Source organism: Novosphingobium mangrovi (assembly GCF_022818885.1).
Lineage (GTDB): Bacteria > Pseudomonadota > Alphaproteobacteria > Sphingomonadales > Sphingomonadaceae > Novosphingobium > Novosphingobium mangrovi.
Window position 1 is genome coordinate 1 of sequence record NZ_JALHAT010000036.1, and the last position, 14992, is coordinate 14992.

At 68.3% G+C, this 14992-nt stretch carries 10 protein-coding genes and 1 pseudogene; 8 read left to right on the plus strand and 3 right to left on the minus strand.

Going from position 1 to position 14992, the window contains the following annotated elements:
- Positions 1-407, minus strand: a pseudogene (locus MTR65_RS16330) (hypothetical protein); the annotation flags it as partial.
- Positions 408-498: 91 nt separating this feature from the next.
- Entirely contained in the window at positions 499-1563 is a 1065-nt protein-coding gene (locus tag MTR65_RS16335; RefSeq protein ID WP_243802088.1) for a diacylglycerol/lipid kinase family protein, read from the minus strand.
- A 247-nt stretch (positions 1564-1810) separates the two neighbouring features.
- On the opposite strand from MTR65_RS16335, the gene MTR65_RS16340 reads away from it, so the two are divergent.
- On the plus strand, positions 1811-2974 hold the full coding sequence (locus MTR65_RS16340) for a CDP-alcohol phosphatidyltransferase family protein (protein WP_243802090.1): 1164 nt from the start codon (positions 1811-1813) through the stop codon (positions 2972-2974).
- A 2-nt stretch (positions 2975-2976) separates the two neighbouring features.
- On the plus strand, positions 2977-3405 hold the full coding sequence (locus MTR65_RS16345) for an HIT family protein (RefSeq protein ID WP_243802092.1): 429 nt from the start codon (positions 2977-2979) through the stop codon (positions 3403-3405).
- Positions 3406-3679: 274 nt separating this feature from the next.
- Here the strand turns inward: MTR65_RS16345 and MTR65_RS16350 are convergent, their stop codons facing one another.
- The gene (locus MTR65_RS16350; RefSeq protein WP_243802094.1) at positions 3680-4426 is read right to left on the minus strand and encodes a phosphocholine cytidylyltransferase family protein; all 747 of its coding nucleotides are present in this window, start codon (positions 4424-4426) and stop codon (positions 3680-3682) included.
- A 151-nt stretch (positions 4427-4577) separates the two neighbouring features.
- On the opposite strand from MTR65_RS16350, the gene MTR65_RS16355 reads away from it, so the two are divergent.
- The 6 genes from MTR65_RS16355 (at position 4578) to MTR65_RS16380 (ending at position 14967) form a co-directional block, all read left to right on the plus strand.
- Positions 4578-5921, plus strand: a complete 1344-nt coding sequence (locus MTR65_RS16355) for a lipopolysaccharide biosynthesis protein (protein ID WP_243802096.1) — start codon at positions 4578-4580, stop codon at positions 5919-5921.
- Positions 5922-5968: 47 nt separating this feature from the next.
- Positions 5969-7186, plus strand: a complete 1218-nt coding sequence (locus tag MTR65_RS16360) for a M20 metallopeptidase family protein (RefSeq protein WP_243802098.1) — start codon at positions 5969-5971, stop codon at positions 7184-7186.
- Between the two features lie 291 nt (positions 7187-7477).
- On the plus strand, positions 7478-11074 hold the full coding sequence (locus tag MTR65_RS16365) for a hydantoinase B/oxoprolinase family protein (RefSeq protein WP_243802100.1): 3597 nt from the start codon (positions 7478-7480) through the stop codon (positions 11072-11074).
- A gap of 136 nt (positions 11075-11210) precedes the next feature.
- Positions 11211-12812, plus strand: a complete 1602-nt coding sequence (locus MTR65_RS16370) for a carboxyl transferase domain-containing protein (protein WP_243802102.1) — start codon at positions 11211-11213, stop codon at positions 12810-12812.
- An 8-nt stretch (positions 12813-12820) separates the two neighbouring features.
- Positions 12821-13132 carry a DUF3088 family protein gene (locus tag MTR65_RS16375; RefSeq protein WP_243802104.1) on the plus strand — a complete coding sequence of 104 codons (312 nt, stop codon included), beginning with the start codon at positions 12821-12823 and terminating at the stop codon, positions 13130-13132.
- Positions 13129-14967 carry an acetyl/propionyl/methylcrotonyl-CoA carboxylase subunit alpha gene (locus MTR65_RS16380; RefSeq protein ID WP_243802106.1) on the plus strand — a complete coding sequence of 613 codons (1839 nt, stop codon included), beginning with the start codon at positions 13129-13131 and terminating at the stop codon, positions 14965-14967. Before MTR65_RS16375 ends, MTR65_RS16380 begins: the two co-directional genes overlap by 4 nt.
- Positions 14968-14992: the final 25 nt, after the last annotated feature.

The following is a 14992-nucleotide window of genomic DNA, read 5'->3' on the forward strand; positions in this document are numbered from 1 at the left end:
TGGCTCCAGACCAGCGCGCTGGGCTGGACGAAGCGGGCCCAGATGGTGGTGTCGAGGCGCTCTCCGGCGGCGGCCGCGCGGAAGGTTTCGAGCGGCATCGTCGCGACCTTGGCGCGCAGGTCGGCGTCGGGGAGCGCGGTCCCGTCGGGCGCAGTGTCGGCGGGCGAGCAGCGCCATTCGTGGTAGCTGACGCGCGGCCAGATCTTCTCGACCTGCGGGGTGTCGGTCAGGACATAGAAGTCGAGCACGCCTTCCAGCGAGCCGGTGCGCAGGTTCGAGCCGTAGAACAGCACGGCGAGCACGGGCACGGGGGACTGTGCGGCCAGACGGTGCGCGAACGCCGCCACGGCCGGTTCCACCGGGCGTTCGAGTGCGGTCCGGATCCGCCCCAGGAGGTCTACGCTCATGTCCTTATGCTCAGGCAAGGACGCCTCGAAATCAAGACAGATGGAGAAAGGGGTGAAAATGCCAGCGCCGGGTGGCGCGTGCAGCGTGGGCTCAGGGCACCACGAAAGTCAGCTGCGGGCCTTCGTCCATGATGTAGCGCCCGGCCGGGAAAGCCTCGCCATCGAGGATGAAGGGGCCTTCGATGTCCATATCGACGTCGCTGGTGGCGAAGCGGTGCAGGCCATGACGGCCCAGCAGGCGTCCGCCCAGGCCCATCATCACCAGCGGCGCGAGGCCCAGCACGAGGCGGCTGGCGCGGTCGAGCACGAGGAGCTTGAGGCCCGGCGCCACCTTGCGTCCGAAGGGGCGCATGCCGAGCGGGAAGCGCTCGAAGGTGGTGGCGATGGTGAGGAAGCGGCGGTCGGTTTCGCCGCTGCCGCGCTTCGCTCCGGCATGGGGCAGCGCGCGGCCCGTCATGCGGTCGACAAGACGCGTAGGCGTGCCCCGGCGCCAGGTGTTGCCCTGACGGCCGAAGAGGGCCTGGAGGATGCCCGACAGGATCGAGATGCCGACCGCCAGCGAGTTGAACGCGCCGCGGCGGTGCGCTTCCTGCCCCGCTTCGGTGCACAGCGTGTAGACGCCCGAGCCCAGGATGAAGCCCTGAACCGCGGCGAGGCCGGTTTCGGCCGCGTCGGCCGAGGTGATGCGCAGCGGGTGGCGGGTGACCGTCTTGCCCTTGTGGGCGGCGGCGAGCGCCTCGGTCAGCGACCATTCGCCGGGAAGGCCCAGGTCCACTGTCAGCGCGTTGGTCTTGCCCTTGGGCAGCACGATCAGGCGCGGCCAGTCCTCGCCGAAGATCTCGGTGCCGCAGGTCAGCACGTCGCGCACGGTGCCATCGCCGCCGTCGATCACGAGATAGTCGATCCCGCGGCGGGCAAATTCGCCCAGCGTGTCGAGCAGGGCCTTGCGGTCCCGCGGGGTTTCGGTCAGGATGTTCGAACAGTCCGCCATTTCCGCGGCCTTGCCCTTGTTACGGTGGCTGCGCGGATTACGGATGATGCCCACGAGCGGCACGGCGCGTCCGGCCCGGGCACGGGCGACCGCTGTGCGCGAAGGGCGCTGCACGCGATTGCCGAAACGCGGCATCGCTTCAAATTCGTAGATTGATCCGTTCACGCGCTCCACATAGGCATTCGCGCGGAAAAAATCATCCCGAAATACGCTCTGACACATTTGTGTGACATATTGATGGCTGTTTCGCGCTGAAGTGATGCCTGGAAGGCACGAAATGATGGGTGCCGTGCCGCCCCGGCAGGCTGCACCCGCGCCTTGGCAGGCCCAGTGTGCTGTCCATGCGCCGACTCGTGGCCGCGGGCCCCTCGCGCGGATTGCCAGTCTGTGCAACTCGCAGTAGGGGCCAGTCATGGCACAAGGTGAAAATGCAGTGGGTGGCCCGACGGTGACGGTCGTCGTCGGGCACAACGACGTGGTCCTGTGGGGCCTTTCGGTGACGGAGCGGGTCGGACGGATCGCCCGTGCATCGGGGCTGGAACTGGCCGCGCAGGTTCCCGGCGCGGCGTCCAAGTCGGGCGCGATCCTTGTCCATGCCGATTTCGCCTGGGACCCCTCCTGGTTTCGCCACGTCCTCGCGCATCCGGGCATGGTGCTGACGCTGGGCGGTGTGCCCGCGCTGGCCCATGCGCGCTCGGCCGAAGAAGCAGCCGCGCTTGCGGCGGCCATGCGCGGCGAGGCGGGGCAGGGGCTTGCTCTCCCGGGTCTGCAGGTCCTGGCCTTCGAGGATGGCCCGACCATCGAGAACAAGCAGCTGCGCAAGCGCGAGACGCCCTTCCTGATGCCGCTGCGCGCCGACAACGTGCGCGCGATCGAGCGGGCCAGCTATTTCGGCGCCTACAAGGGCGTGACCGATATCCTGACCAAGTACCTCTGGCCCGAGTGGGCCCTTGTGCTCACCCGCATCTGCGCGCGCTGGCGCGTGACCCCCAACATGGTGACCTTCGTGGGCGCGCTGTTCTGCGTGATCGCGACCGTGCTGTTCGCCTACGGGCACTACTGGGTGGGCATGGCGACGGGCCTCGTGTTCATGGTGCTCGACACCGTGGACGGGAAGCTTGCACGCTGCACGATCACCTCTTCGGCCTGGGGCAACGTCTTCGACCACGGCATGGACCTTATCCATCCCCCGTTCTGGTGGTGGCTGTGGGCGACGGGCCTCGCCAGCTGGGGGCTGGCCTACGATGACACCACGTTCTGGTGGATCCAGGGCGTGATCCAGCTGGGCTACTGGGTCCAGCGCGCGATCGAGGGTATCTTCATGCGCATGGCGGGCGGGCTCCACATCCACGTGTGGACGCGCTTCGACAGCTGGTTCCGCCTGATTACCGCGCGGCGCAATCCCAACATGGTGATCCTTTTTGTCGCCATGCTCTTCGCGCGTCCCGACATCGGTCTGGCCGTGGTCGCGGCGTGGACCGGGCTGAGCTGTGCGATCCATGCGGTGCGTCTGGTCCAGGCCCTTGTCTACAAGGCGCGCGGGGGCCAGATAACCTCGTGGTTGGCGGAAGGTTGACGATGCACGCGACGCTCGAGAAATTCGGTTACCCGGCCAGTGAAGTGAAGGCCTACGAACACTGGGTGGTCCTCGTCCGGCCCGCCCAGCCCACGCTCGGCAGCCTGGTTCTGGCCGCCAGGAGCACGGCGACCGCCTTCGGGGACCTGCCGGCAGGTGCGCACGCCGAACTGGCCGAGATCACGCGCGACATTGAGGCCGCGCTCGCGACCTTCTCGGGCTATGAAAAGCTCAACTACCTCATGCTGATGATGGTGGACCCGCAGGTCCACTTCCACGTCATTCCCCGCTACGAAGGTGCGCGCGAATGGCAGGGGATCGTCTTTGCCGATGCCGGTTGGCCCGGTCCCCCGGCGCTGGGCGACGCGCACAAGCTGACCGGCGACGAGCCGGACGCGATGCGCGCCGCACTCCAGGCGCTCTGGGCCTGAGCCGGGTTCACATTTCGTAGGTAAAAGAGAGATCCGAGGGCCATCGCCCTCGGGCTCCCGGAACGGGCTTGGCCAGCTTGCGCGAGGAGCGCGGCGCAACAGGTGCGAAGGCGCGCGTGGAAAACAGAAGGGGCAAAGCCCCTTCATCCTCCTCCAATCCGAACCCTCTCAACCTCGCGGCCCGCTGGAAGACCCATCTGCGCTCGACAGGATGGGGAGCCCGAGGGCGATGGCCCTCGGAATCACCTGTTTTTCTGATCTTCCAGCTGCGCGATCAGGTCGCCCACTGGTCGGTGAGCTGGGTCGCGATCTCGATGTCGTTGAGAAAGTCGACTTCGGCCCAGTCCATGCCCTCGATCGAGAGCGTGCCGACCTTGCCGGTGGGCGCGATCGAGTCGATGACCTTGAGGTACCAGTGCTGGACGCCCTCGGGCGTGCGCATGGCCTTGCGCACCGTCTCGCGGAAGAGGTCTGCGCCTTCGCCGCGGAAGGCCAGGAAGCCGATCGATTCGGCGTTCGACTGCTCGGCGGTGAGCGTCTTGCCGATATGGACGAGGCGCCCCTCGGGCGTGCGTTCGACCTTCATGTCGTCGCTGTCGTAGCCCTCGGCCTTGACGTCGACGGTGACCGCGATGGGCCAGGGGTTGGGTTCGGCCAGTACCGCGCGGGCAATGTCTTCGGAGACCAGCGTATCGCCGTTCAGGATGACGAAGTCCCCGCGCATCGCCTCGCGCGCGATCCAGCACGATCCGAGGTTGTCGGCGACCTTGAAGAAGGGGTTGAAGCGCACCGTGATCTCGACGCGCGGGTCCTCGATGGCGGCGAGATGGGCTTCGAGCATGTCGGTCATGAAGCCGGTGACGACGTCGATCCGCTTGATCCCCGCGCGCGCCAGCATCTCGATCTGCCAGGCGATCAGCGAACGGCCCGAAAAGTCGATCAGGCACTTGGGACGTTCGGCGGTGAGGGGAAGGAGGCGCGAGCCCTGGCCGGCGCTCAGGAGGATGGCATGTTCGATCATGGGGGTCACTATGTGGTCTGCTGGGGAGGCCTAGGCCTCTAGCGCGCGGCGCGGCGAAGGGAAAGGCAAACGCGCCGTTTCGCGTTGAATTGCGCGCGCGGCGTGTATCGACAGCTTGCAAGTCGGCGCGCGCTCGTCCACATGCCCGCCAATGTCGGCCAAACCCAACCGTCCTAAGACCGAATCTTCGCTGGGGCGGATCCTTCGTAACACCGCCTGGCTGCTGGGCGGCAAGGGCTTCGGTGCTGTGTGCAGCATCGCGTATCTTGCCATCCTGACGCGCACCCTGGGCCTGAAGGACTTTGGCCACTTCTCGCTTATCTTCGGAACCGCGCAGGCGATCATCGCGCTGACCGGTTTCCAGACCTGGCGGGTGGTCGTGCGCTACGGCAGTGCCCACGTCCATGAAAAGGAATGGGGCCGCTTTGGCCGCCTTGCCATGCTGTGCGGGGGGCTCGACGCCATCGGCGCAGTGCTCGGCACCGTGGTCGCGGCGGTCGCGATCTTCGGCTTCGGGCATATGCTCGAATTGAACCAGGCCTACGTCAATGTCGCCTTCTGGTTCTGCTGCGCTTCGCTCTGGGCGCTCGTGTCCGCGCCCACGGGCGTGGTGCGCGCGCTCAACCGCTTCGATGCGGCGGTCTATGTCGAGGCGGTGGTGCCTACCGGGCGGCTCGTCGCTGCGCTGGCGATCTGGTTTACAGGACCCAGCGTGGCCCGCTTCCTCTTCGCATGGGCCGCGATCGATATCGTGGAGGCTGCGCTCTACTGGATCGTCGCGCGCCGGCTGTGCCCGGAGGGTATCCGCCTTTCCAATTTCTGCCGCCTGCGCACGGCCCTGCGCGAGAACGAGGGGCTCGCCCACTTCTTCCTCGTCTCCTACTTCGGCTCCTCGATCGACGCGCTGATGAAGAACGGCCCGCTCCTGATCGTGGGTGGCTGGGTCAGCACGAGCGCGGCGGGTCTCTACCGCCTCGCCTCGCAGCTCTCGCAGGCGATGAGCAAGCTCTCGACCCTGCTCACCCGCTCGGTCTACGCCGAAGTCGCCCACGTCAGCGCGTCGTCCGAGGCTTCGGAACTGCGCAAGCTGGTCGGCCAGACCAGCAAGATCGCGGGCGGCGCGGCGCTGCTTGTCGTGCTCCTCGCGCTGGTGGCGGGCAAGTACCTGCTGCAGCTCATCGGCGGCGACGATTTCGAGCAGGGTGCGGCGATCCTCGTCCCGCTCGCCATTGGCGCCAGCTTCGATCTCGCCAGCGTCTCGTTCGAGCCGGTGCTGCATTCCACGGGCCGAGCCAACCTATCGCTCTTCGCGCGCGTGGTCGCGCTGGTGGCGATGGGCATCAGCCTCGTCTTCCTGATCGGTTTCGGATCGACGGGCGTGGCCTGGGGCGTCGCCATTGGCGGGGCGTGCTCGTACCTGTTCATGGGAGGGCTTGCGCTGCGCACGCTGCGCCGCCTCGAACATGAGGAGAAGGCCGCCGCGGCGGCGTCCTGAGCCCTCACAGCGCTCGACACCTCGCGCGCCGTGCGTATCATGGCGCCATGAGTGTTTCCATCGAGGCGGACTGCCCCGCCGCCATTTCCGAGCGCATCGTCGCCCTGCGCCGCGCGATCCATGCCGAGCCCGAACTGGGCCTCCACACCCCCCTGACGCGCGACAAGATCCGCGCCGAGCTGGCCGACCTTCCGCTGGAATGGGAGGAAGGGCCCTCGACCACGGGCCTTGTCGCGACCTTGCAAGGGGGCGCGGGACCGGGCCGCTCTGTACTCCTGCGCGGCGACATGGACGCGCTGGCCATGCCCGAGGAAACCGGGCTGGATTTCGCCTCCACCATTCCGGGCGTGATGCACGCCTGCGGGCATGACACCCACGTCGCCATGCTGGCGGGCGCGGCGCGATTGCTGGCGGGCAAGGCAGACAGGCTGACCGGCGAGGTGCGCTTCATGTTCCAGCCGGGTGAGGAAGGCTGGCACGGCGCGCGCTACATGCTCGACGACGGCCTCCTGGGTGGCCCCGGCACGTCCCGCGCCCTGCCCGAGGCCGCCTTCGCGCTCCACATCATGCCCAACGCGCGCCACGGCATGATCGGTGGGCGGGCAGGGCCCCTCATGGCCTCGGCCGACCAGCTTGCGATCACCGTCAAGGGCCGGGGCGGACACGCCTCGATGCCGCACGACACGATGGACCCCATGCCCATCGCCTGCGAGATCGTGGCCGCCATCCAGACCATGGTCGCGCGCCGGTTCTCGGTCTTCGATCCGGTCGTCGTCACCATCTCCAAGATCACGGCAGGCAGCGCGCACAACGTCATTCCCGACCATGTCGACATGCTGGGCACGATGCGCTCGCTCTCGGCCACCAACCGGGCGCGGCTGCGCGAAGAGGTGACCGCGCTCGCCGCCGGTATCGCCGGGGCTCACGGCCTTGCCGCCGAGGTCGAGATCATCGAAGGCTTCCCCGTTACCGTGTGCGACGCGCGCGCGGTCGACTTCGGCGAGGGCGTGGCGCGGGACCTGTTCGGGGCCGACACCTTCGAACGCCTCACCAACCCGATCATGGGCGCGGAGGACTTCGCCTATGTGCTGGAGAAGACACCCGGTGCGATGTTCTTCCTGGGCGTGGCGGCCGAAGGTGATGACTGGAGTCAGTGCTGCGGCATCCACTCGACCCGGATGATGGTCGATGAGAGCGTTCTGCCCCGGGGCGCATTGTTCCTCGCTGGCCTCGCCGAGCGGTATCTTGCGACGGGCTGGGCGTAGTAGAACGTAGAAGAACAAGGATGAATTCGAGGGCCATTGCCCTCGGGCTCCCCGAACTGTCGAGCGCAGGTGGGCCGGACAGCGTGGTTCGCGGGTGAGAGGTCTCGTCTCGATAGGGATTGAGGGGCTTTGCCCTCTATTTTCTGTCCGCCATCCTCACGTTTCGTGCGCTCCGTTCACGGCACGAACTGCCCAGGACGGTTCCGGGGTCAAGGGGCGATGGCCCCTTGAATCATTCCCTTCTTCCCACTTCGTTTGCGCTTTCCCGCCTTGGTCGCCATGTAGGTCCCCATGACGGACAACTGGCAATTCTGGGTCGATCGCGGTGGCACATTCACAGACGTGGTGGCGCGCGCGCCGGACGGGCGGTTCGAGCGGCTGAAGCTCCTGTCCGAGGACCCGGGCCGTTACGAGGACGCGGCGGTTGAGGCGATGCGCCGCCTGACGGGCGTCGAGGAAGGTGATCTTCCGCCCAGCGAACTGCGGCTGGGTACTACGGTTGCCACCAACGCGCTCCTGGAGGGCAAGGGCGAGCCGGTCCTGCTCGCGATCACGCGCGGCTTTGGCGATGCGCTGCGGATCGGCACGCAGGAGCGCCCGGACATCTTCGCGCGCCACATCGCTCTGCCCGATCCGCTCGCGGCGAAGGTGCTGGAGATCGACGAGCGCATCGGCGCGGACGGCACGGTCCATCGCCCGCTGGACGAAGCGGCCGCGCGCGCAGGGCTTGAAGCGGCCTTTGCGGACGGGTTTCGGGCCATCGCCGTCGTCCTCATGCACGGCTATCGCCATACGCAGCACGAAGCCGCGCTGGCCAAGCTGGCGCAGGAGATCGGCTTCACCCAGGTTTCGGTCAGCCACGAGGTGGCCCCGCTCATCAAGCTCATCGCGCGCGGCGATACCAGCGTGGTCGACGCGCATCTCTCGCCCGTTCTGGATCGCTACATCGACGGGCTGGAGGCCGGTCTCGGCCCCCATGTCGATGCGCTCTACATGCAGTCGAACGGCGGGTTGACGACGGGCGGCATGCTGCGCGGCAAGGACGCGATCCTGTCGGGGCCTGCGGGCGGCATCGTGGGCATGGCGGCCATCGCGAAGGAGGCCGGGTTCGACGAGGTCGTCGGCTTCGACATGGGCGGCACCTCGACCGACGTGTCGCACTATGCAGGCGAGTACGAGCGCGACAGCGAGACGCGCGTGGCGGGCAACCGCGTGCGCACGCCGATGATGCGGATCGAGACGGTGGCCGCGGGCGGTGGCTCGGTCTGCGCCTTTGACGGCGCGCGTTTTCTGGTCGGCCCGGAAAGCGCGGGCGCGGTGCCGGGCCCGGCCTGTTACCGGCGCGGCGGCCCGCTCGCGGTGACCGACTGCAATCTGCTTCTGGGCAAGCTGCGTCCCGCGCATTTCCCCCACGTCTTCGGCCCCGAGGGCGACGAGCCCCTGTCGCTGGAGGCGGCGCAGGCGCGCATGGACGCGATCCTCGCCGAGGCCAAGGCCGCAACGGGGCGCGAACTCACCCGCGAGGAGGCCGCCGAGGGCTTCCTGGAAATCGCGGTCGCCAACATGGCGAACGCGATCAAGACCGTCTCGCTGCGCCGGGGCCACGATGTCACCCGCGCGGCGATGGTGACCTTTGGCGGAGCGGGCGGGCAGCACGCCTGCAAGGTCGCCGACGCGCTGGGGGTGACGACGGTCGTATGCCACCCGCTCGCCTCTGTGCTCTCGGCCTACGGCATGGGCCTCGCTGACCGCCGCGTGCTGCACGAGCGCACGCTCGGCCTCACCCTTTCCGAGGAGAGCAAGGCTGCGCTCGATGAGGCGGTGTCCGGGCTCGGCAAGGCCGCGCGCGCAGACCTTGCCGCGCAGGGCGTCCCCGAAACCGCCATCACGCTCGAAGCCTCGCTCGCGATCCGCCCGCGGGGCAGCGAAAGCACGATTTCGGTGCCGCTGGGCGATCTCGCGGAGATGCGCGCGGCCTTCCACGAGGGCTGGGACCACCTGTTCGGCTTCGCGCCGGGCGAGGATCTCGTCGCCGAAACCTTGCGCGTCGAGGCGGTTGCGGGCGGCCATGCCGGTGGCGGTGCGGTGATGCCGCTCCCCGCGACCTCGGGCGCGGCGGCCGAGACGGTGTCGGTCTGGACCGGCGGCGCGCGCCACGAGGCGCCGCTCTACCACCGCCGCGACCTTGCCGAAGGGTTTGCCGCTACGGGCCCGCTGCTCGTCGTCGACGATGTGTCCACCACTGTCGTCGAGCCCGGCTGGTCGGTGCGTGTCGATGCTGTCGGCAATCTCATCCTGTCGCGCAGCGCGCCGCAGCAATCTGCGCTGTCCTCCAGCACCGAGCGCGATCCGGTGCGGCTCGAGATCATGGGCGCGCTGTTCATGGCGATTGCCGAGGAAATGGGCGCAGCGCTGCAGCAATCGGCGCGCTCGGTGAACATCCGCGAGCGGCTCGATTTCTCCTGCGCGCTGTTCGATGCGGCCGGAAACCTCATCGCCAACGCCCCGCACATGCCGGTTCACCTCGGCTCGATGGGCGAATCCGTGCGCACCGTGCTGGAGCGGCGCGGGAACGCAGCGGACGGGCGCGGTATCCTCGCGGGCGACGCCTATGTCCTCAACGCGCCTTACGATGGCGGCACGCACCTCCCCGACATTACCGTGGTCATGCCGGTCTTCGCCGAAGATGGCGACGACGCGCCCGCCTGGTTCGTCGCGGCGCGCGGGCACCACGCGGACATCGGGGGGATCAGCCCGGGCTCGATGCCCCCGCGCAGCCGCACGCTGGACGAGGAAGGTGTGCTGATCGACAATGTCCTCCTCGTCGACAGGGGCACCTTGCAGGAGGCGGCGATGCGCGACCTTCTGGCCTCGGGTCCGCATCCCTCGCGCGCGATCGAGCAGAACATCGCGGACCTGCGCGCCCAGCTTGCCGCGTGCCGGCGCGGGGCCTCGGAACTGCGCCGCATCGCGGGCGAGCAGGGCCGCGCGATGGTCGATGCCTACATGGGCCACGTCCAGGCCTATTCCGAAGAGGCCGTGCGCCGTCTGATCGAGCGCCTGACGGACGGCACCTTCGTGCTGGAGATGGACAACGGCGCGCAGATCCACGTTGCCGTCACCATCGATCGCGACACGCGCAGCGCCGTCATCGACTTTGCCGGAACCTCGCCGAAGTTGCCCGACAATTTCAATGCGCCGCTGCCGGTGGTGCGCGCGGCGGTCCTCTACGCGGTGCGCACGCTGATCGACGATCCGGTGCCGATGAACGAGGGGTGCCTGAGGCCCATCGCGGTGCGCGTGCCCGAAGGTTCGATGCTGCACCCGGTCGCGCCCGCCGCGGTCGTTGCAGGCAATGTCGAGACCAGCCAGGCGATTACCGATGCGCTGTTCGGCGCGCTGGGCGCCATGGCGGCTGCGCAAGGCACGATGAACAACTTCACCTTTGGCGATGCCGCGCACCAGTACTACGAGACAATCGCGGGCGGATCGGGCGCAGGGCCCGATTTCGACGGGACGAGCGTGGTCCAGACCCACATGACCAATTCGCGCCTGACCGACCCGGAAGTGCTGGAAACCAACTTCCCGGTCCTGCTGGAGGAATTCTCGATCCGCGCCGGTTCGGGCGGGGCGGGCCAGCATCGCGGTGGCGACGGCGCGGTGCGCCGGGTGCGTTTCCTGGCCCCCATGCAGGCGGGCATCCTCTCGCAGCGCCGCAAGGTCGCGCCCTTTGGGCTGGCCGGCGGCGGTGATGGTGCGGCGGGCATCAACCGCATCGAGCGCGCGGACGGCCGCGTCGAGGAGCTGGGCCCCACCGCCAAGGTGGACCTCGAACCGGGCGACGTCTTCGTGATCGAGACACCGGGGGGCGGCGGCTTCGGGGGCTGATACCGCCCCCCCGTTACCCGCCGTACAGGGCAACCTTTGCCTTGCGCGGCGCGTTTGTCCTGTGCCACCATGCGCGAAAATAAATTAGGCACGGGAACAGGATGATGTCGCGTTTGCGAAATGAGAGTGCGCTGCGATGAGCGGGCCGGTCTTGCCCACAACGTTCGATCCCAGCGCCCCGGACGCGCAGGCGCGCACCCGGCACAACCGCGCTCTGGTCGAGGATCTGCGCGAACGTGTGGCCCGGGCCGCACTGGGCGGCTCGGCGAAGGCGCGCGAACGCCACGAGGCGCGCGGCAAGATGCTTCCGCGGACCCGCGTCGAAGCGCTGCTCGATGCGGGCGCGCCGTTTCTGGAGATCGGCCAGCTGGCTGCGAACGGCCTCTACGAGGACGAGGTGCCTGGCGCCGGGATCATTGCCGGGATCGGGCAGGTCTCGGGGCGCACCTGCATGATCTTCGCCAACGACGCGACGGTGAAGGGCGGCACCTACTACCCGATGACGGTCAAGAAGCACCTGCGCGCGCAGGAGATCGCCAGGGCCTGCCGTCTGCCCTGCATCTACCTTGTCGATTCGGGCGGTGCGAACCTGCCCAACCAGGCCGAGGTCTTCCCCGACCGCGACCACTTTGGCCGTTTCTTCTTCAATCAGGCGCAGATGAGCGGTGCGGGTATCGCCCAGATCGCCTCGGTCATGGGCAGCTGTACGGCGGGCGGCGCCTATGTGCCCGCGATGTCCGACGAGACCGTGATCGTGCGCGAGCAGGGCACGATCTTTCTGGCTGGCCCTCCGCTGGTCGAGGCCGCGACAGGCGAAGTCATCTCCGCCGAGGAACTGGGCGGGGGCGAGCTGCACGCGCGGACCTCGGGCGTTGCCGATCACCTGGCCGATGACGATGCCCACGCGCTTTCGCTCGTGCGCGACATCGTCAGCCATCTGGGTCCGGGCGAGCGCGCCAACGTGGAGCGCCGGGAATCCAGAGCACCGCTCTATCCGGCCGAGGATCTCTACGCGCTCATCCCCGAGGACGTGCGCGCGCCCTACGAAGTGCGCGAGGTTATCGCGCGGCTTGTCGATGGCTCGGAATTTCATGAATTCAAGCCGCTGTTCGGCTCCACGCTCGTCTGCGGCTTTGCGCATATTCACGGGTTCCCGGTCGCGATCCTTGCCAACAACGGCGTGCTCTTTTCCGAATCCGCGCAGAAGGGCGCGCATTTCATCGAGCTGGCCTGCCAGCGCGGCATTCCGCTGCTGTTCCTCCAGAACATCTCCGGCTTCATGGTCGGCGGCGCCTACGAGGCCGAAGGGATCGCCAAGCACGGCGCCAAGCTGGTGACCGCAGTCGCAACCGCGCAAGTGCCCAAGCTGACTGTCATCATCGGCGGCTCGTTCGGGGCGGGCAATTACGGCATGTGCGGGCGCGCCTACGATCCGCGCTTCCTCTTCACCTGGCCCAACGCGCGCATTTCGGTGATGGGGGGCGAGCAGGCCGCCTCGGTGCTCGCCACCGTCCACCGCGACGCGAAAAGCTGGTCTGAGGAGGAGGCCGAGGACTTCAAGGCGCCGATCCGCGCCAAGTACGAGGCCGAGGGCAACCCCTATTACGCCACCGCGCGGCTTTGGGACGACGGGGTGATCGACCCGGCCCAGACCCGCGACGTGCTGGGTCTCGCGCTCGGCGCCGCGCTCGAGGCGCCGTTCCCCGCAAGGCCGCAGTTCGGCGTGTTCAGGATGTGATGATGACGATGGCCAAGGACACTCTCTACGTACTCGACACCGATTGGGCCGATCCGGCGCTGGGCGGGGTGCGGCGCTTCTACTGCAAGGACTGCGTGACGGTGGAGGGGCTGCTCGCCCTGTTCCCTGAGCGCGCGGCCCAGATCGAGGTGATGCGCGTGCCCTGGCCGCGTCCGCGCACGGCGGTGATCGAACGGCTGGGCGAGGCGCACCAGGACCTTCCCGCGCTGGCCTTTGCCGAGGGCGGCTTTGCGGGCGATATCGAAAGCGTCCTCGCCGCGCTCCACACCCGCCATGGTTTTCCGGAGCGTCACCCGTGATCGGCGCGCTCCTTATCGCCAACCGGGGCGAGATCGCCTGCCGGATCATCCGCACCGCGCAGCGCATGGGGATCCGCACCATCGCGGTCCATTCCGATGCGGATGCTGCGGCGCTCCATGTCCAGATGGCCGACGCGGCGGTGGCGATCGGTCCGGCTCCGGCTGTCGAGAGTTACCTGTGCGCGGACAAGATCCTCGCCGCAGCACAGGCGGCGGGCGCCGATGCCATCCATCCGGGCTACGGCTTCCTGTCCGAGAACGCGGACTTTGCGCAAGGCGTCCTCGATGCCGGGCTGACCTGGGTGGGCCCGTCCCCCGCCTCGATCCGCGCGATGGGCCTGAAAGATGCGGCCAAGGCGCTGATGGAAAAGGCCGGTGTGCCGGTGACGCCGGGCTATCTGGGCGAAGACCAGTCGCCCGAGCGGCTGGCGCGCGAAGCCGAGGCCATCGGCTATCCGGTGCTGATCAAGGCGGTCGCGGGCGGCGGCGGCAAGGGCATGCGCCTCGTCGAGGAGGCAGGCGCCTTCGCTGACGCGCTCGCCTCGTGCCAGCGCGAGGCGCGTTCCAGCTTCGGCAACGAGCGCGTCCTGATCGAGAAGTACATCGCCACCCCGCGCCATATCGAGGTGCAGGTCTTTGGCGATACGCACGGGTCCGTCGTCCACCTCTTCGAGCGCGATTGCTCGCTCCAGCGCCGCCACCAGAAGGTGATCGAGGAAGCGCCAGCCCCCGGCATGGACCCGGCCACGCGCGAGGCGCTGTGCGCTGCCGCCGTGCGCGCGGCGAAGGCGGTCGACTACGTGGGCGCGGGAACCATCGAGTTCATCGCCGATGGCTCAGGCCCGCTCGATGCCGAGAAGATCTGGTTCATGGAAATGAACACGCGCCTCCAGGTCGAGCATCCCGTGACCGAGGAGATCACCGGGGTCGATCTCGTCGAATGGCAGCTGCGCGTGGCGAGCGGGGAGCCGCTCCCCGCAGCCCAGGAGGACCTCTCCATCTCGGGCTGGGCGATGGAGGCACGCCTCTACGCCGAGGACCCGGCGCGCGGGTTCCTGCCCAGCACCGGGCGGCTGGAAATGCTCGAATTCGGGGACGCACCGGGCGGTCGGATCGAAACCGGGGTGGAGGCAGGCGACACGGTCTCGCCGCATTACGATCCGATGATCGCCAAGCTCGTCGCGCATGGCGAGAGCCGGGAAGAAGCGCGCGAGAGGCTGTGCGACATGCTGGCCGAAAGCGCGGTCTGGCCGGTGAAGTGCAACGCGCCCTTCCTCGTGCGCGCGCTCGAACATCCTGAATTCGTGGCGGGCACGGTCGATACCGGCCTGATCGGGCGCGACGGCGAGGATATGGCGCAGCCCTGCGCGCCCTCGGCCGAGACGCTGGAAGCCGCCGCGCGCGCGCTCGTCCCCGCCGATCCGCTGCTGGGCTTTCGCCTCAACGCCGCGCCCCGGCGCACCGCGCGCTTCCTGTTGGATGGCGAGCCGTGCGAAATCGCCTTCGAAGGCGGGAGCGAAGACCCGGTCGAGGCCGTCCTGCTCGCCGAACGGGGCGAGGCCTGGCAGCTGACCCACTGGCGGCGCGATGGCGCCCATGGCGCGAGCGCGGGCTCGGGCGCGATCCTGGCACCGATGCCCGGGCGAATCATCGCGGTGGCCGTTTCCGAGGGTGAGGAGGTCGTGCGCGGGCAGAAGCTCGTGACGCTCGAAGCCATGAAGATGGAGCACACGCTCGTCGCGCCGTTCGATGGCGTGGTGGGCGAACTGGCCGTGCGCGAGGGGCAGCAGGTGGCCTTGGAGGCTTTGCTGGTTCGGATTGATGAGGTTGAGTAAGTAGAAGAGAGAATCCGAGGGCCAT

Coding starts and splice junctions, on each gene's coding strand:
- MTR65_RS16340 (WP_243802090.1), top strand. CDS start 1,811: ATGGCACAAGGTGAAAATGCAGTGGGTGGCCCGACGGTGACGGTCGTC.
- MTR65_RS16345 (WP_243802092.1), top strand. CDS start 2,977: ATGCACGCGACGCTCGAGAAATTCGGTTACCCGGCCAGTGAAGTGAAG.
- MTR65_RS16350 (WP_243802094.1), bottom strand. CDS start 4,426: ATGATCGAACATGCCATCCTCCTGAGCGCCGGCCAGGGCTCGCGCCTC.
- MTR65_RS16355 (WP_243802096.1), top strand. CDS start 4,578: ATGTCGGCCAAACCCAACCGTCCTAAGACCGAATCTTCGCTGGGGCGG.
- MTR65_RS16360 (WP_243802098.1), top strand. CDS start 5,969: ATGAGTGTTTCCATCGAGGCGGACTGCCCCGCCGCCATTTCCGAGCGC.
- MTR65_RS16365 (WP_243802100.1), top strand. CDS start 7,478: ATGACGGACAACTGGCAATTCTGGGTCGATCGCGGTGGCACATTCACA.
- MTR65_RS16370 (WP_243802102.1), top strand. CDS start 11,211: ATGAGCGGGCCGGTCTTGCCCACAACGTTCGATCCCAGCGCCCCGGAC.
- MTR65_RS16375 (WP_243802104.1), top strand. CDS start 12,821: ATGGCCAAGGACACTCTCTACGTACTCGACACCGATTGGGCCGATCCG.